The organism is Agromyces sp. Root81, assembly GCF_001429165.1.
Classification (GTDB): Bacteria; Actinomycetota; Actinomycetes; order Actinomycetales; family Microbacteriaceae; genus Agromyces.
Map to the genome: position 1 here is coordinate 624,583 of NZ_LMIR01000001.1, position 16,056 is coordinate 640,638.

Here is a 16,056-nt window from a genome sequence, read left to right on the forward strand (position 1 = left end):
GATGGATGTCTCGGATCAGAACAATCCCGCCATGGCACCGATGACGAGGGTTGCCACGACGCCGAGCGCGAGCACTCCGGCGGTCACGGCGAGCACGAGCGGAACGTTCATGCCCTCCTTCTTCGGCGGAGCGATCATGGCGCGGGAAGCGCCCTGGGTGCTGATGGCACGAGTCGCCGCGACAGGCGCGGCGCCGGTGCCGACGTCTTCGATCTGGTCGAACAGGCGATCGACGTCGGAGGAGTCGATGCGGCTCGGGTGCACGCCGCTCGCGCCGAACGAGCGCGGCAGGTCGATGGAGCCGGTGGCGATGATCTCACCGCTCGCGGCGAGCGGTGTGCCGAGCGAACCGTGGTCGGGCAGCGTCGGCAGGATCAGCGCGTTCGTGGTCGTCGGAACGCCGTGGCTCACGCCACCGCGCGAGAGCAGCTGGTCGAACGGCTCGGCCGACTCGACCGGAGCGTTCAGTTGCGAGGTCCAGTGCCCCACTGCGGGCGACGGCGCGGCGTATGCGTCGTCGGGCTGAGCCGGATGCGTCGGCCCCGCCGAAACAGGGAAGGACACGGCAGGGCCGGGAATCTCGCGGGTCGCGCCCTCCTGCTCGGCTTCATCGTCTTCGAGATCGAACTCGTCGAGCTGGGCGCCGTCGAGCATGGCACGCAGTTCACGGCGCGTGAGCGTGCGCTCGGGCGTCGTGGCCTCGTGCGCGGACTGCGCCGAAGGCTGCGGTGCAACCGCAGGCGCCTGGGGCGACACGGGTCGCGGTGCGAACGGGCTCTGCTGCGGGGGCGCGGGCGGCGCCGCGGCGGGCGGCGCTGTGAATGCGGAGGGAGCCTCGCCGAACCCGCCGGCGGGGCGGGGAGCGGCGTAGGCGGGACTCGCCGCGGACACAGGGAGCGAGGGGGCCGGAACCGACTGCGCCGGCGCAGCCACGGGCACCGGCTGCGGAGCCACGGGCACGGGCGCCGGAGCGGGCGCGGCCTGCACGGCGGCATCCGGGGTCACCGAAGGCTCCTGCTGCTCCAGCAGTCGCTCGCGTTCGCGCATTTCGCGGCGCGTCAGCGGCGGATCCTGCGACGACGTCATTCGACACTCCGGTAGAGATGGTGCTTGGAGATGTACTGGACGACCCCATCGGGCACCAAGTACCAAACCGGGAAACCCCGGTGCACCCTGCTCCGGCAATCGGTCGACGAGATCGCCAGTGCCGGAACTTCCAGCAAGCTTACGTCTTGCTCGGGCAAACCCGAAACGGACAGCACATGTCCCGGGCGACTCACAGCAACGAAGTGCGCGAGATCCCAGAGCTCCTGCACGTCTTTCCACGACAGGATCTGCGCGATCGCGTCCGCTCCGGTGATGAAGTAGAGGTCGGCGTCGGGCCGTTCGCTGCGGATGTCGCGCAACGTGTCGATCGTGAACGTCGGCTTCTCGCGATCGATGTCGACCCGGCTCACGGTGAAGCGCGGGTTCGACGCCGTGGCGATCACGGTCATCAGATAGCGGTGCTCGGCCTGCGTGACGTTCGACTTGTACGTCGGTTGGCCAGTCGGCACGAACACGACCTCATCGAGGTCGAGCGACTGCGCGACCTCGCTCGCCGCGACCAGGTGGCCGTGGTGAATGGGGTCGAACGTACCGCCCATCACTCCGATGCGAGGCCGGCGCTCCGCGACCATCATCGCGTGCCCGCCCGCCTCAGTGGCTGCCGTGCTCTTCTCCGTGGCGTGCGGCGTAGGCCGCGGCCTTGGCAGCGTGGCGGTTCGCCACGTCTCGGTACGACGCGACGACGAATCCGAGGGCGGCGAAGATGATGAGCGCGATGAGGCCGTAGACCCAGGACTCCATCGGCAGCTCTCTCGCGTGCACCGTCTCGGTCAACACCGTCGCGGTCTGCACTGCGGTGACAAGGCTCATTCGCCGTTCCTTTCGAATCCTGCGGGTCGTGCTCCAGACAGTCTAGCGAGGTCAGCTGCGCACATGTCCGGCACCACGCACGATCCACTTCGTGCTGGTCAGTTCGGGCAGCCCCATCGGGCCACGGGCGTGCAGCTTCTGCGTGGAGATGCCGACCTCCGCGCCGAAGCCGAACTCGGCGCCGTCGGTGAACCGGGTCGATGCGTTCACCATCACCGCGGCGGCGTCGACCTCGTTGAGGAAGCGCTCCGCGTTGCCGAGGTCGTTCGTCACGATCGACTCGGTGTGCTTCGTCGAGTAGCGGCGGATGTGCTCCATCGCTTCGTCGATCGAGTCGACGACCCCGACCGAGATGTCGAGCGACATGTGCTCGGTGGCCCAGTCCTCATCGGTGACGGGCGCCACCTCGGGCCGGATCGCCCGAACGCGATCGTCGCCGTGCACGGTCACTCCGGATGCCTCGAGGCGCGCGAGCACCGGCGGCAGCAGCCGCTCGGCCGCATCGGCGTGCACGAGCAGCGTCTCGAGGGCGTTGCAGACGCTCGGGCGCTGGGTCTTCGCGTTGTGCACGAGTTCGACCGCCCAGTCCTCGCGAGCGCTCTCGTCGAGGAACATGTGCACGACACCGGCTCCGGTCTCGATCACCGGGACCTTCGCCTCGTCGACGACGGCTCGGATGAGTCCGGCGCTGCCGCGAGGGATCAGCACGTCGACGTAGTCGCGGGCCTGCATGAGGTGCCGGGCGCCGGCGCGACCGAAGTCGTCGACGGTCTGCACCGCATCGGCGGGCAGGCCGACCGCATCGAGCGCATCGCGGAGCACTCCGACCAGCACCCGGTTCGTCTGCTCGGCGGCCGTGCCGCCGCGGAGCACCACCGCATTGCCGCTCTTCAGTGCGAGAACGGCGATGTCGATCGTGACGTTCGGCCGCGCCTCGTAGATGGCGCCGATGACGCCGAGGGGAACCCGGATCTGGTCGATCCGCACGCCGTTCGGCAGCGAGCGGCCGCTGACCGTGTCGCCGACGGGGTCGGTGAGGCCGATGACCTCCCGCACCGCCTCCGACAGCGCGGCCACACGCCGCTCGTCGAGGGTGAGGCGATCGAGCAGGCCGGTGCCGAGCCCCGCGGCTCGACCGGCCTCGAGATCGAGGGCGTTCGCGGCGATGATCTCGGCGGTTCGCGTCGCCAGCAGCTGCGCCACCTGTTCGAGCGCCGCGTCCTTCTCGGCCGTCGAGGCGCGGGCGAGGCGCCGCGAGGCGTCCTTCGCGGCCGCGAGGCGGGCGTCGATCACCGAGACGTCGAGGTCGGGCTGGTCCATGCCCCAAGCCTAGGCGAGCGGCGTGTCGCGCTCCGTCGTGTGACGTGCGGGCGCCGGGTCGAACCAGGTGCCGATGTCGTGACCCGCGAGTGCTTCGGCGACGAGCGGCGTCGCCGTGATCAGCACGGATGTGCCGGCTTCGGCCGCGATGCGGGCTGCAGAGACCTTGGTCTCCGCTCCCCCGGTGCCGACCCCTGCGCGGCCGACGGAACCGATCTCGACACCGGCGAGCTCGTCGCCGTACGCCACATGGGCGATGCGCTCGGCTCCGTCGAGATGCGGCGGCTTCGTGTACAGCGCATCGACGTCGGAGAGCAGCACGAGCAGGTCGGCGCCGATGAGCTCGGCGACCAGTGCCGCGAGACGGTCGTTGTCGCCGAAGCGGATCTCGTGCGTCGCGACCGTGTCGTTCTCGTTCACGATGGGCAGGATGCGGAGGGCGAGGAGCCGGTCCATCGCGCGCTGCGCGTTCGATCGGGGCGTCGCGTGCTCGAGGTCGCCGGCCGTGAGCAGCACCTGGCCGGCGAGCACGCCATAGCGGTCGAGGCTCGTCTGGTACCGCCACATGAGCACGTTCTGGCCGACGGCGGCAGCGGCTTGCTGCGTCGCGAGGTCGGTCGGCCGTCCGTCGAGACTGAGGAGCGGGAGCGCCGTGGCGATCGCTCCGGAGGACACGAGCACGATCTCCGCACCGCGCGCGTGCGCGGCCGCGAGGGCGTCGACCAGCGGACCGATCTGCTCGGCGTTCTCACCACTGATCGACGAGGAGCCGACCTTGACGACGATGCGGCCGGCGGCGGGGATCTCGGAGCGGCTCGCGGGGGTCATTCCCGATCCTCGCCGTTCGAGTCCTTCCCGGCATCGGCGGCCGCTGCCTTCGCCGGGGCGTCGGCAGCACTGTTCGCCGCTGCATCGGCCGCCGTCTGCTCGTCGGCTTCCGACCACATTCCGGCGGTGCGCTCGCGCTCGAGCTCTGCGCGGGCCTCCGCCTTGGCGTCCATGCGCTCGTAGTACTCGCTGCGACGCTCCGCGCGCGTCGCACGGCGGTTCTCGTCGAGCCGGGTGTCGGTACCGCGCGGTGCGGTGATGAGCTCGGCCGTCGAGGTGAGCGTCGGCTCCCAGTCGAAGACGACGCCGGAGCCCTTGCCGATCACGACCGTCGAACCGGCGTCGGCACCGGCGCGCACGAGCGCGTCTTCGACACCGAGCTTCGCGAGGCGGTCGGCGAGGAAGCCGACGGCCTCGTCGTTCGCGAAGTCGGTCTGCTGCACCCAGCGCTCGGGCTTCTGGCCGAGCACGCGGTACATGGTGCCGTAGCTGCCGCCCTCGGCGCGCACGGTGAAGCCGGGGTCGTTGGAGGCCTTCGGCCGCAAGACGATGCGCTCGGGAACCGGCGTCGCCTCGGCTTCCGCGCGAGCCGTGTCGACGAGCTCGCCGAGCGCGAATCCGAGCTGGCGCAGACCCTCGTGGCTGACGGTCGAGATCTCGAACACGCGGTAGCCGCGCGCCTCGAGGTCGGGGCGCACGAATTCGGCGAGCTCACGCGCCTCGGGCACGTCGATCTTGTTGAGCGCGATGATCTGGGGGCGCTCGAGGAGCGGCAGCTGGCCGTCGGGCACGGGGTACGCGGCGAGTTCGGCGAGGATGACCTCGAGATCGGTGATCGGGTCGCGGCCGGGTTCGAGTGTCGCGCAGTCGAGCACGTGCAGCAGGGCCGAGCAGCGCTCGACGTGGCGGAGGAACTCGAGTCCGAGGCCCTTGCCTTCGCTGGCGCCCTCGATGAGACCGGGGACGTCGGCCACGGTGAAGCGGTGGTCGCCGGCCTGGACGACGCCGAGGTTCGGGTGCAGCGTCGTGAACGGGTAGTCGGCGATCTTCGGGCGCGCGGCCGACATGGCGGCGATCAGGCTCGACTTGCCGGCGGACGGGTAGCCGACGAGCGCGACATCCGCGATGGACTTGAGCTCGAGCGTGATGTCGACCTCGTCGCCGAGCGTGCCGAGCAGGGCGAAGCCTGGTGCCTTCCGCTTCGTGGTCGAGAGGGCGGCGTTGCCGAGACCGCCGAGGCCACCGGCCGCCGCGACGAAGCGCGTGCCGGGCTCGGTGAGGTCGGCGAGTTCTTCGCCGTCGGTGTTCTTCACGACGGTGCCGACGGGCACGGGGAGTTCGAGGGTCTCGCCCAGGGCGCCGGAACGGTGGTCGCCCATGCCGGGCTGTCCATTCGCGGAAGAGCGGTGCGGGCGTCCGTGGTAGCCGAGCAGCGTCGTCACCTGCGGGTCCGCGATGAGCACGATGTCGCCGCCGTTGCCGCCGTTGCCGCCATCGGGGCCGGCGAGCGGCTTGAACTTCTCACGGCGAACGGAGACGCAGCCGTTCCCGCCATGACCGGCACGCAGGAACAGCGTCACCTCGTCGACGAAGCTGACCATGCTGCATCCTCCAAACCGAGTAAAACACGTGAGGGCGGGCCGAAGCCCGCCCTCACGATGAACGTCGATCGACTATTCGCCGACCGCCACGATGTTGACGACCTTGCGGCCGCCCTTGTTGCCGAACTGCACTGCACCGGCCTCGAGCGCGAACAGGGTGTCGTCGCCACCGCGACCGACGCCCGCGCCCGGGTGGAAGTGCGTGCCGCGCTGGCGGACGATGATCTCGCCTGCGCCGACGACCTGGCCGCCGAAGCGCTTCACGCCGAGGCGCTGCGCGTTGGAGTCACGACCGTTGCGAGTGGAGCTTGCTCCCTTTTTGTGTGCCATTTCGCTTCTCCCAGGCCTTACTTGATTCCAGTGACCTTGACGCGCGTGAGGTCCTGACGGTGCCCCTGGCGCTTCTTGTAGCCGGTCTTGTTCTTGAACTTCTGGATCACGATCTTCGGACCGCGGAGGTCGTTGAGAACCTCGGCCGTGACCGTGACCTTCTCGAGCGCCTTGGCGTCGGAGGTGATCTTGTCGCCGTCGACGAGGAGCACCGCGGCGAGCGTGACGTTGCCGTCCTTGTCTGCCTTGATGCGGTCCATCGTCACGATGGTGCCGACTTCGACCTTCTCCTGCCGACCGCCGGCGCGCACTACTGCGTAAACCACTACTCGTACCTATCTCTGGGGAGCCCGAGGGCTCCGACTGTCTGATGGGGTGTCACTGCACGGTCGCCCCAGCGGGAAGAAGGGTGGTGACTGGCAGAAAACTGTGTGCAGGCGATTCTGGAGTTCGGTGAACCGAGTTCCGGAGACCTGCGGATGGGCGCACCGTGATAAGCGGCGGCACCAACGGTCGAGTTTACCGGATGTCGGGAGGCCGGTCAAACGCGCTGCACCGGCGAGTCGCGGGCTCGCCGCGTAGGATCGGCCCATGACCGTGCTCATCGACACGCCGCTCTGGCCGAAGCACGGCACTGTCTGGGCTCACCTCGTCAGCGACGAGTCGATCACCGAACTCCGCGAGTTCGCTGAGAGTACGGGATTGCCGCCGAGATCGTTCGATCTCGACCACTACGACGTGCCGGTCGAGCGGTACGACGACCTCGTCGCGGCCGGGGCCGTGCCGGTCTCGCCTCGGGAGCTCGTCGAACGACTCCGCCGGAGCGGGCTGCGCGTCACGCCGCGTGAACGGCGCGAGCGCGCAGCCCGGGACTCACTCGGCTGAGTCGGATGCCGCGTCGTCGCCCGAGCCGTCGGCCCGGGTGATCACGGGCGGGCCGCCGGCGGTGGTGCTGAGCGCCGTCGTCGAGACGCGGCGGCTGCGCGAGCGACCCTCGCCGGCCTTCTTCGGGGCCGGGAGCGCGTCGAGCACCGAGTCGAGGAGCACCTCGGTCTCGGCGACCCGGACGGGCCGCTTGCGCGACGCGGGCGCCACGGGCAGGTCGAGGATCTGCGTGACCTCAGGTGCCGGCTGCACGGGCTCCTGCTGCGCCTCGACCGGCGCGGGCTCGGCGGCGGCGGTCGCCGGTGCGGCGCCCTGCTCCTGCGAGACGCGACGGTGACGGCCGCGACGGCGACCACCCGAGGTCTCGGCCGGCTTCTCGCCGGCGTCGGCCTGCGGGGCGACCGGCGCGCGGCCCGCGGCATCCGCTGCCGGCTCTTCGGGCTTCTGCTCCGTGTGCGGAATCGTCGACGCGGCGATCTGCGCCAGCGCGTTCTTGACGTCGTCGGTGATCGCGTGGGTGCCGGTGTGCGCCTTCGGTTCTGCCGGAGGCTGCGTCGACGGCTGCTGGTTGCCACCGCGACCGCGGCGACGCTCGGGCTGCGACTGCTGAGCCGAACGGTGCTTCACGACGGGCTCGTGGTGCACGATGATGCCGCGACCGGCGCAGACCTCGCAGGGCTCGCTGAACGACTCGAGCAGCCCGAGGCCGAGCTTCTTGCGGGTCATCTGCACGAGGCCGAGCGAGGTGACCTCGGCGACCTGATGCTTCGTGCGGTCGCGCGAGAGGCACTCGACGAGTCGGCGCAGCACGAGGTCGCGGTTGGACTCGAGCACCATGTCGATGAAGTCGACGACGATGATGCCGCCGATGTCGCGGAGCCGGAGCTGGCGGACGATCTCTTCCGCCGCCTCGAGGTTGTTCTTCGTGACGGTCTCCTCGAGGTTGCCGCCGGAGCCGACGAACTTGCCCGTGTTGACGTCGACGACGGTCATCGCCTCGGTGCGGTCGATGACGAGCGAGCCGCCGGAGGGCAGCCACACCTTGCGGTCGAGCGCCTTCTCGATCTGCTCGCTGATGCGGAACTCGTCGAAGGAGTCGCGCTCACCGTCGTACGCCTCGACGCGCTCGAGCAGGTCGGGAGCGACCGCGCGGAGGTACCGCTCGATGGTCTGGCGCGCTTCGTCGCCCTCGATGACCATCTTCTGGAAGTCCTCGTTGAAGACGTCGCGCACGATCTTGATGAGCAGGTCGGGCTCGGAGTGCAGCAGCGCAGGCGCCTGCACCTTCTCGAGCTGCGTCGAGATGTCGGCCCACTGCGCGATGAGGCGGTTCACGTCGAGCGTGAGCTGCTCTTCGGTGGCACCCTCGGCCGCGGTGCGCACGATCACGCCCTGGTTGTCGGGCAGCACCTCCTTGAGGATCTTCTTCAGGCGCGCGCGCTCGGTGTCGGGGAGCTTGCGGCTGATGCCGTTCATCGAGCCGTTGGGCACGTACACGAGGTAGCGACCGGGCAGCGAGACCTGGCTCGTGAGGCGCGCGCCCTTGTGACCCACCGGGTCCTTCGTGACCTGCACGAGCACCCGGTCACCGGGCTTCAGTGCGAGCTCGATGCGGCGCGGCTGGTTCTTCTCGCCGTTCTCGGCTGCGGCCTCCCAGTCGACCTCGCCCGAGTACAGCACAGCGTTGCGGCCACGGCCGATGTCGACGAACGCGGCCTCCATGCTCGGCAGCACGTTCTGCACGCGGCCGAGGTAGACGTTGCCGATGAGCGATGCGTCCTGGTTGCGAGCGACGTAGTGCTCGACGAGCACGCCGTCTTCGAGCACGCCGATCTGGATGCGGCCGCCCTTCTCGCGCACGACCATCGAACGGTCGACCGACTCGCGGCGGGCGAGGAACTCGGCCTCGGTGATCACCGCGCGGCGGCGGCCGGCGTCGCGCCCGTCGCGCCGACGCTGCTTCTTCGCCTCGAGCCGCGTCGAGCCCTTGACCTTCTGCGGCTCGGTGATGAGCTCGACCTCGCGGGGCTTGCGCACCTTGACGACCGTGTTGGCGGGCTCGTCGGCATTCGCACGGCCCTCTTCGCCGCTGCGACGGCGCGTGCGCCGCCGGACGGTCGACGACTCGTCGTCGTCGCGCTCGCGACCGGCGCGGTCGTCACGGGGCTCGCGCTCACGTCCGCCGCGGTCGTCACGACCGCCGCGCTCCTCGCGCTCGGGCCGATCGAAGCCCACGAGCACCGGCGGCGCGTGGAAGATCAGCGAGGTCGTGGTGAGCGTCGCAGGGATCGGCGAGACCGCGACGGTCTCGACGACCGCCTCGACGACGACCTCGGCAACGGGCGCAGCGGATGCCTCGGCATCGGCTGCCACGGCCGGCTCGCCCTCGGGCGAGGCGGACGGGGCGGCCACCGCAGCTGCGTCGACGCTCGCGGCGTCGACCGTCTCGTTCGCGGGGACGACCGGCGCAGCGGCATCCGGCACCGCCTTCTCGGCGACCGGCGTCGCCGGCGTCTCGACCGCGGGCGTCACCTTGCTGTCGACCGACTTCGCGCGACCGCCGCGCCGAGCGCCGAAGAGGCCGCCGCGACGTCGGGTCGGGCCGTTGCCGGCCTCGGGTTCGTTCGTGTTCTTCTCGTTGCCTTCCACCATCTCTGGTGCACTCCTACGCCGGTTCCGACAGCCGCGCCGTCGTCCCGTACTCGTCTGGAGCGGCTCCGCGCTTGCGCCGAGCCGCCGAATCCTTCATTACTGCGACCGGCAGGTTGCCTGTGTCGCCACGTCTTGCGGTGCGTTCACCGCCCACTCGGATGCGCTGCATCCTCAAAGCCCTCATTGGCGTCGTGCCGGGCGCGGCCCGGACGACTCCTTCGATTATCGCATGATCTCGCAGCTGGGGGCGGAATCGGCATGCCATAATCCGAGCATGCAGGACTCCCCCAGCCGTTCCCGGCCCATCGGCCTCGCCGTCTTCCTCCTGATCGCCGGGGGCCTGGGCCTCCTGGCAGCGTACGAGCTCTCCCTCGAGAAGGTGCTCTCGCTCATGGACTCGTCGCACATCCCCTCGTGCAACGTCGGGGTCCTCGTCGGCTGCAGCACCAACCTCGCCTCCTGGCAGGGCGCCGTCTTCGGATTCCCGAACCCGTTCATCGGCCTCATGGCGTGGCCCGTCGTCATCACCATCGCCATGGCGATCCTCGCCGGGGCGACGTTCTCCCGCTGGTTCTGGGCGGCGTTCAACGTCGGTGTCGCCGGCGCACTCGTCTTCGTCGGCTGGCTCATCTACCAGAGCATCTACGTGCTCGACGTGCTGTGCCCCTGGTGCATGCTCACGTGGGCGGTCACGATCCCCTTGTTCTTCGCGCTCACGCTCTACAACCTCCGTGAAGGCAACATTCCGGCGTCGGCGCGCGTCCGGCGACTGGCGGGCAGCTGGCTCGGATGGGTGCCGCTCATCACCGTCGTCTGCTACGCCGTGGTCGTGCTGCTCGCCCAGGCGCAGATGGACGCGATCCCGCGGGTGATCATCGACCTGCAGAACGCCTTCAGCTGAGACGCGGATGTCGCGGCGCCCGGGTGACCAGGGCGCCGCGACATCCGTTCAGCGATGCCGAGGCTCGACGCCTCAGAACCAGAGGTCGAGCTCGCGCTCGGCCGACTCGACCGAGTCGGAGCCGTGCACGAGGTTCTGCTGCACCTTCAGGCCCCAGTCGCGGCCGTAGTCGCCGCGGATCGTGCCGGGAGCCGCCGTCGTGGGGTCGGTCGTGCCGGCGAGCACGCGGAAGCCCTCGATGACCCGGTTGCCGGCTACGCGCATCGCGACGATGGCGCCCGACTCCATGAACTCGATGAGGGGCTCGTAGAACGGCTTGCCCTCGTGCTCGGCGTAGTGGCGGGCGAGCAGCTCGCGGTCGGGCTGCACGAGGCGGATGTCGACGAGGGAGTAGCCCTTGGCCTCGATGCGACGGAGGATCTCGCCGGTGAGGTTGCGTGCGACGCCGTCGGGCTTGACGAGCACGAGGGTCTCTTCGATGGGGGTCGTCATTGCTGTTCCTTCCATTGCGCGGCCGCTGCCGCTCGTTCTCGGTCGATACGTGCGCCGGCGACCATGCAGTACCACCACATGCCGCCGAAGAGCGCGCCCACGACGAACATCGCGGGGTTGAGGAAGCCCGACGCGAGGATGAGCACCTGGATGACCCAGCCGAGCGTGTACGCCCAGCTGTATCGCAGGAGCCCGATCGTCACGATCAGGGCGAGGATGATGACACCGCCGGCCGCGAGCGCGACCCACGAGGGCAGGGCGCCCTCGACGCCGCCCTGGGCGAGCCCCCAGATGACGAGGGCGGCGAGGAAGACCACGATGACCTCGAAGCCGAGCACGATGGCGCCGAGGCTCTGCCGGATGGAGCGCGGCGGCGCCGCAGGCGCGGCAGCGGCCGGCGTGGTGTCGTCGGGTTCGGGCGTCGATGTCGAGTCGCTCATGCGCGTCCCCATTCACGGTCTGCGGCGATGCCGATGGCCTCGCCAACGAGCACGATGGATCCGGCGACCACGACGGCGCGCTTCGGCCCGGCCTCGGCCCAGGCGCGGGCCTCGTCGAGGGCATCGTCGAGGCGCTCGACGGCCTCGACCCGGTCGGCGCCCGCCGCACGGGAGACGGATGCCGCGAGCTCGTCGGCCCTGATCGCACGGTCGGAGTCGGGGACGGTGACGATGAATCGGGTCGCGAGCGGTGCGAGGGCGCCGACGATGCCCTCGACATCCTTGCCGGCGAGCACGCCGAGCACGAACGCGACCTCGTCGAAGTCGAAGTACTCCCCGAGCGCGGCCGCGAGCGAGGCGGCACCGTGCGGGTTGTGGGCGGCGTCGACGAGCACCGGCGGCTCGGTGCCGACCATCTGCAGGCGCCCGGGCGAGGTCACCCCGCCGAGGCCCTGCTGCAGCACCTCGTCGGCCAGGCGCATCGTGCCGGCGCCGAGGAACGACTCGACGGCGGCGATCGCCACGGCGGCGTTCTCGGCCTGATGGCGCCCGAAGAGCGGCAGCGCGAGGTCGCGGTAGTCGCCCGCGAGGCCCTTCACCGAGATGAGCTGCCCGCCCACGGCGACGCGCGAGTCGAGGACCGCGAAGCCACCGCCCTCGACGGCGAAGGTTCCGCCCTGATCGGCGGTCGCGTCGCGCAGCACCGTCAGCGCCTCCGGTGACTGGAACGCGGTGACGACAGCGGCCTCGGGCTTGATGATGCCGGCCTTCGTGCGGGCGATCTCCTCGATCGTCGTTCCGAGCGCCGACTCGTGGTCGAGGTCGATGGGCGTGAACACGGCGACCTGGCCGTCGGCCACGTTCGTCGAGTCCCACTCGCCGCCCATGCCGACCTCGAGCACCACGACGTCGACGGGGGCGTCGGCGAAGCACGCGAATGCGAGCGCGGTGAGCGTCTCGAAGAAGGTGAGCCGGGGCTCGCCCGCGGCGTCGAGCTCGGCATCGACGATCGCGATGAACGGCTCGATCTCCTCCCAGTTGCGGGCGACCGCCTCGTCGGCGACGGGCTCGCCGTCGATGAGGATGCGCTCGGTGAACCGCTCGAGGTGCGGACTCGTCATGAGCCCGGTGCGCAGGCCCCCGGCGCGCAGGATCGACTCGATCATGCGGCTCGTCGAGGTCTTGCCGTTCGTGCCGGTGATGTGGATCACGGGCGCGGCGCGATGCGGGTCGCCGAGGATCTCCACGGCTCGGCGCGTGGCGCCGAGGCGCGGCTCGGGGGCGGCTTCGCCGACCCGTTCGAGGAGACTCCGGTACACGGCGTCGGCCGCGTCGGCGTAGTCGAGTTCGTCGGTCATGCCTTCGCCACCTCCACGGTCAATCGCGAGGACTCGCCGACCGGCTTCGCCTCGCCGTCGGGGGTTCCGGCGATCACGGACAGTTCGGTCGCGAGCGTCTCGCCGGCGATGAGTTCACGGTGTCGCTCCGCCGCCGCCGCGCCGACCTCGTCGAGCGTGAGCGTGAGGCGGATGCGGTCGCCGACCTCGAGGCCGGCTGCCTTGCGCGACTCCTGCACCGCACGCACGACGTCACGCGCGAGGCCCTCGGCCTCGAGTTCGGGGGTCGTCGCGGTGTCGAGGATCACGAACCCGCCGTCGGCGAGCAGCGCGAGCGCGCTCGACCCGTCGCCGGAGCCGCCGGCTTCGAGCACGAGCTCGTACTCCCCCGCCTCGAGCGCGATGCCGCCGGCGACGACCGAGTCGCCCTCGACGCTCCAGTCGCCAGAGCGGGCGGCCTGGATCGCCTGCTGCACGGTCTTGCCGAGCCGGGGACCGGCGGCGCGTGCGTTGACGGTGAGGCGCTTCGTGACCCCGAAGCGCTCGGCGCTCGAGACGTCGAGCGTCACGAGCTCGACGGCCTTGACGTTGAGCTCGTCGCGCAGGATCGCCTCGAACGGCGCGAGCGCCGCGGCATCCGTCGCGACGACCGTGAGCCGCGCGAGCGGGAGGCGCACGCGACGACCCGACTGCTTGCGCAGCGACAGCGCGGCGGAGCTGATCTCGCGCACCGAGTCCATCGCCGCCACGAGATCGTGGTCGACCGGGAAGGCGGCGGCGTCGGGCCAGTCGGCCAGGTGCACGCTGCGCCCGCCGGTGAGGCCGCGCCAGATCTGCTCGGAGACGAGCGGCAGCAGCGGGGCGGAGAGACGCGTGAGCGTCTCGAGCACGGTGTGCAGCGTGTCGAACGCCTCACTGCCGGAGCCGTCCGCCCCGACGCCCGCCCAGAAGCGGTCACGCGAGCGACGCACGTACCAGTTCGTCAGCACGTCGCCGAAGTCGCGCAGCTTCGCCGCGGCGAGCGGCGAGTCGAACGCCTCGAAGTCGGCCGTGACGCCGGTGACGAGCTCGCCGAGCTTGGCGAGCAGGTAACGGTCGAGCACGTCGGTCGAGTCCGTGCGAGCGGATGCCTCGTAGCCGCCCTCGCTCGCCGAGTTGGCGTACAGCGAGAAGAAGTACCAGGTGCTCCACAGCGGCAGCATGAACTGCCGCACGCCCTCGCGGATGCCCTCCTCGGTGACGATGAGGTTGCCGCCGCGCAGCACCGAGCTCGACATCAGGAACCAGCGCATCGCGTCGGAGCCGTCGCGCTCGAAGACCTCGGAGACGTCGGGGTAGTTGCGCAGCGACTTCGACATCTTCTGCCCGTCGCTGCCGAGCACGATGCCGTGGCTCACGACGTTCGTGAACGCGCGCCGGTCGAACAGCGCGGTCGAGAGCACGTGCATGACGTAGAACCAGCCGCGCGTCTGGCCGATGTACTCGACGATGAAGTCGGCGGGGTTGTGGCTGTCGAACCACTCCTGGTTCTCGAAGGGGTAGTGCACCTGTGCGAACGGCATCGAGCCCGAGTCGAACCAGACGTCGAAGATGTCGGGGATGCGCCGCATCATCGAGCGACCGGTGGGGTCGTCGGGGTTCGGGCGCACGAGGTCGTCGATGTACGGGCGGTGCAGGTCGGGTTCGCCGTCGGGGTTCACCGGCAGGCGGCCGAAGTCGCGCTGGAGCTCCTCGAGCGAGCCGTAGACGTCGATGCGGGGGTACTCGGGGTCGTCGCTCTTCCACACCGGGATCGGCGAGCCCCAGTAGCGGTTGCGGCTGATCGACCAGTCGCGCGCGCCCGCGACCCACTTGCCGAACTGGCCGTCCTTCACGTTGTCGGGCACCCAGTTGATGTCCTGGTTCAGCTCGCCCATGCGGTCGCGGAACTCGGGCACGCGGATGAACCAGCTCGAGACGGCCTTGTAGATGAGCGGGTTCCTGCAGCGCCAGCAGTGCGGGTACGAGTGCTCGTAGCTCGCCTGGCGGAGCAGGCGCCCTTCGGCCTTCAGCAGCTGGGTGAGCGGCTTGTTCGCGTCACTCCACAGGAGCCCCGCGACATCCGTCACCGCCGGCAGGAACCGGCCGCCCTCGTCGAGCGAGATGATGACCGGGATGCCCGCGGCCTCGGAGATCTTCTGGTCCTCCTCGCCGTAGGCGGGCGCCTGGTGCACGATGCCGGTGCCGTCTTCGGTCGTGACGTAGTCGGCGACGAGGATTCGCCAGGCGTTCTCGAGCCCGTAGGCCTCGACGTCGGCGTAGTAGTCGAAGAGACGGTCGTAGGCGACGCCCTCGAGCTCGTTGCCGCGAACCGTGCGGGAGACCGCGGCGCGCGCCTCGTCGGCGGACTCGTAGCCGAGCTCCTTGGCGTAGTTGCCGACGAGGTCGATCGCCAGCAGGTACTCGCCGCTGAGCACCTCGGTGTCGGATGCCACGGCGCCCGAGACGGCGGTGCCGACCTCTTCGCGCAGCACGGTCGCGTCGGGCGTGCCGTTCGGCCCCGCGGGCACGACGGCGTACTCGATGTCGGGCCCGACCGCGAGGGCGAAGTTGGTGGGCAGGGTCCACGGCGTCGTCGTCCACGCGAGCGCCCGCACGGCCGTGAGGCCGAGCGACTCGGCCTTCGCCCCGACGAGCGGGAACGTGACCGTGACCGTCTGGTCCTGACGCATCTTGTAGACGTCGTCGTCCATGCGCAGCTCGTGGTTCGAGAGCGGCGTCTGGTCGCGCCAGCAGTACGGCAGCACGCGGTAGCCCTCGTAGGCGAGGCCCTTCTCGTGCAGCGTCTTGAACGCCCAGATCACGCTCTCCATGAACGTCACGTCGAGCGTCTTGTAGTCGTGCTCGAAGTCGACCCAGCGCGCCTGGCGGGTGACGTACTCCTGCCACTCCTTCGTGTAGCGGAGCACGGCGTCGCGAGCGGCCTGGTTGAAGGCCGCGATGCCCATCTCCTCGATCTCGCTCTTGTCGGTGATGCCGAGCTGCCGCTCGGCCTCGAGCTCGGCGGGCAGGCCGTGGGTGTCCCAGCCGAACCGGCGGTGCACCTGCTTTCCGCGCATGGTCTGGAAGCGCGGGAAGAGGTCCTTCGCGTAGCCCGTCAGCAGGTGCCCGTAGTGCGGCAGGCCGTTGGCGAACGGCGGGCCGTCGTAGAAGACCCACTCGGGAGCGCCCTCGCGCTGGTCGATCGAGGCCTGGAACGTGCCGTCGGCCTTCCAGAAGGCGAGCACGTCGCGCTCGACGGCGGGGAACTCGGGTGAGGGGGCGACACCGTGGTCGTCTGGGGTACGGGGGTACACGCTCGCTCCTTGCGGGGA

Annotated in this window: 15 protein-coding genes; 2 read left to right on the top strand and 13 right to left on the bottom strand. The window is 70.2% G+C overall.

The features are described 5' to 3' along the window. Window positions 1-15: 15 nt before the first annotated feature. From ASE14_RS03050 to rplU, 8 genes are all read right to left on the bottom strand, one after another. Entirely contained in the window at window positions 16-1,047 is a 1,032-nt protein-coding gene (locus tag ASE14_RS03050) for a hypothetical protein (protein WP_056650542.1), read from the bottom strand. Window positions 1,048-1,082: 35 nt separating this feature from the next. After that, window positions 1,083-1,679: a nicotinate-nucleotide adenylyltransferase gene (gene nadD, locus ASE14_RS03055; protein ID WP_369816452.1), complete on the bottom strand. Its 597-nt coding sequence runs from the start codon at window positions 1,677-1,679 to the stop codon at window positions 1,083-1,085. Window positions 1,680-1,698: 19 nt separating this feature from the next. Further along, window positions 1,699-1,917: a hypothetical protein gene (locus ASE14_RS03060; protein ID WP_056650550.1), complete on the bottom strand. Its 219-nt coding sequence runs from the start codon at window positions 1,915-1,917 to the stop codon at window positions 1,699-1,701. A 51-nt stretch (window positions 1,918-1,968) separates the two neighbouring features. Then, window positions 1,969-3,237: a glutamate-5-semialdehyde dehydrogenase gene (locus tag ASE14_RS03065; protein ID WP_056650553.1), complete on the bottom strand. Its 1,269-nt coding sequence runs from the start codon at window positions 3,235-3,237 to the stop codon at window positions 1,969-1,971. A 9-nt stretch (window positions 3,238-3,246) separates the two neighbouring features. Further along, complete coding sequence (gene proB / locus ASE14_RS03070) at window positions 3,247-4,065, bottom strand: glutamate 5-kinase (protein ID WP_056650556.1); 819 nt, start codon at window positions 4,063-4,065, stop codon at window positions 3,247-3,249. Next, window positions 4,062-5,666 (bottom strand): GTPase ObgE, encoded by a 1,605-nt coding sequence (gene obgE / locus ASE14_RS03075; protein ID WP_082600019.1) that lies wholly within the window; start codon window positions 5,664-5,666, stop codon window positions 4,062-4,064. Before obgE ends, proB begins: the two co-directional genes overlap by 4 nt. Before the next feature lie 72 nt (window positions 5,667-5,738). After that, the gene (gene rpmA, locus ASE14_RS03080) at window positions 5,739-5,996 is read right to left on the bottom strand and encodes a 50S ribosomal protein L27 (RefSeq protein WP_056009138.1); all 258 of its coding nucleotides are present in this window, start codon (window positions 5,994-5,996) and stop codon (window positions 5,739-5,741) included. Window positions 5,997-6,013: 17 nt separating this feature from the next. Further along, a complete protein-coding gene (rplU, locus tag ASE14_RS03085) occupies window positions 6,014-6,322 on the bottom strand; it encodes a 50S ribosomal protein L21 (RefSeq protein WP_082600020.1) in 309 nt (102 codons plus the stop codon). A gap of 265 nt (window positions 6,323-6,587) precedes the next feature. Between rplU and ASE14_RS03090 the strand changes: the two genes are divergently transcribed. Continuing rightward, entirely contained in the window at window positions 6,588-6,881 is a 294-nt protein-coding gene (locus ASE14_RS03090) for a DUF4031 domain-containing protein (RefSeq protein ID WP_056650560.1), read from the top strand. Here ASE14_RS03090 and ASE14_RS03095 read toward each other — a convergent pair. After that, window positions 6,870-9,533 carry an Rne/Rng family ribonuclease gene (locus tag ASE14_RS03095; RefSeq protein WP_056650563.1) on the bottom strand — a complete coding sequence of 888 codons (2,664 nt, stop codon included), beginning with the start codon at window positions 9,531-9,533 and terminating at the stop codon, window positions 6,870-6,872. The genes ASE14_RS03090 and ASE14_RS03095 overlap by 12 nt on opposite strands. A gap of 274 nt (window positions 9,534-9,807) precedes the next feature. Between ASE14_RS03095 and ASE14_RS03100 the strand changes: the two genes are divergently transcribed. After that, entirely contained in the window at window positions 9,808-10,434 is a 627-nt protein-coding gene (locus ASE14_RS03100) for a vitamin K epoxide reductase family protein (RefSeq protein WP_056651690.1), read from the top strand. Window positions 10,435-10,506: 72 nt separating this feature from the next. Here ASE14_RS03100 and ndk read toward each other — a convergent pair whose 3' ends face one another. Genes ndk through ileS form a run of 4 tightly spaced genes read right to left on the bottom strand, consistent with a single transcriptional unit; the run spans window position 10,507 to window position 16,038 of the window. Continuing rightward, window positions 10,507-10,926 (bottom strand): nucleoside-diphosphate kinase, encoded by a 420-nt coding sequence (gene ndk, locus ASE14_RS03105; RefSeq protein ID WP_056650566.1) that lies wholly within the window; start codon window positions 10,924-10,926, stop codon window positions 10,507-10,509. Then, complete coding sequence (locus ASE14_RS03110) at window positions 10,923-11,366, bottom strand: DUF4233 domain-containing protein (RefSeq protein WP_056651692.1); 444 nt, start codon at window positions 11,364-11,366, stop codon at window positions 10,923-10,925. Before ASE14_RS03110 ends, ndk begins: the two co-directional genes overlap by 4 nt. Beyond that, the gene (locus ASE14_RS03115; RefSeq protein WP_056650567.1) at window positions 11,363-12,724 is read right to left on the bottom strand and encodes a folylpolyglutamate synthase/dihydrofolate synthase family protein; all 1,362 of its coding nucleotides are present in this window, start codon (window positions 12,722-12,724) and stop codon (window positions 11,363-11,365) included. Before ASE14_RS03115 ends, ASE14_RS03110 begins: the two co-directional genes overlap by 4 nt. Next, entirely contained in the window at window positions 12,721-16,038 is a 3,318-nt protein-coding gene (gene ileS, locus ASE14_RS03120) for an isoleucine--tRNA ligase (RefSeq protein ID WP_056650568.1), read from the bottom strand. The genes ASE14_RS03115 and ileS overlap by 4 nt, the downstream gene beginning before the upstream one ends. Between the last annotated feature and the right edge of the window lie 18 nt (window positions 16,039-16,056).

Coding starts and splice junctions, on each gene's coding strand:
- ASE14_RS03050 (WP_056650542.1), bottom strand. CDS start 1,047: ATGCGCGAACGCGAGCGACTGCTGGAGCAGCAGGAGCCTTCGGTGACC.
- nadD (WP_369816452.1), bottom strand. CDS start 1,679: ATGGTCGCGGAGCGCCGGCCTCGCATCGGAGTGATGGGCGGTACGTTC.
- ASE14_RS03060 (WP_056650550.1), bottom strand. CDS start 1,917: ATGAGCCTTGTCACCGCAGTGCAGACCGCGACGGTGTTGACCGAGACG.
- ASE14_RS03065 (WP_056650553.1), bottom strand. CDS start 3,237: ATGGACCAGCCCGACCTCGACGTCTCGGTGATCGACGCCCGCCTCGCG.
- proB (WP_056650556.1), bottom strand. CDS start 4,065: ATGACCCCCGCGAGCCGCTCCGAGATCCCCGCCGCCGGCCGCATCGTC.
- obgE (WP_082600019.1), bottom strand. CDS start 5,666: ATGGTCAGCTTCGTCGACGAGGTGACGCTGTTCCTGCGTGCCGGTCAT.
- rpmA (WP_056009138.1), bottom strand. CDS start 5,996: ATGGCACACAAAAAGGGAGCAAGCTCCACTCGCAACGGTCGTGACTCC.
- ASE14_RS03090 (WP_056650560.1), top strand. CDS start 6,588: ATGACCGTGCTCATCGACACGCCGCTCTGGCCGAAGCACGGCACTGTC.
- ASE14_RS03095 (WP_056650563.1), bottom strand. CDS start 9,533: ATGGTGGAAGGCAACGAGAAGAACACGAACGAACCCGAGGCCGGCAAC.
- ASE14_RS03100 (WP_056651690.1), top strand. CDS start 9,808: ATGCAGGACTCCCCCAGCCGTTCCCGGCCCATCGGCCTCGCCGTCTTC.
- ndk (WP_056650566.1), bottom strand. CDS start 10,926: ATGACGACCCCCATCGAAGAGACCCTCGTGCTCGTCAAGCCCGACGGC.
- ASE14_RS03110 (WP_056651692.1), bottom strand. CDS start 11,366: ATGAGCGACTCGACATCGACGCCCGAACCCGACGACACCACGCCGGCC.
- ASE14_RS03115 (WP_056650567.1), bottom strand. CDS start 12,724: ATGACCGACGAACTCGACTACGCCGACGCGGCCGACGCCGTGTACCGG.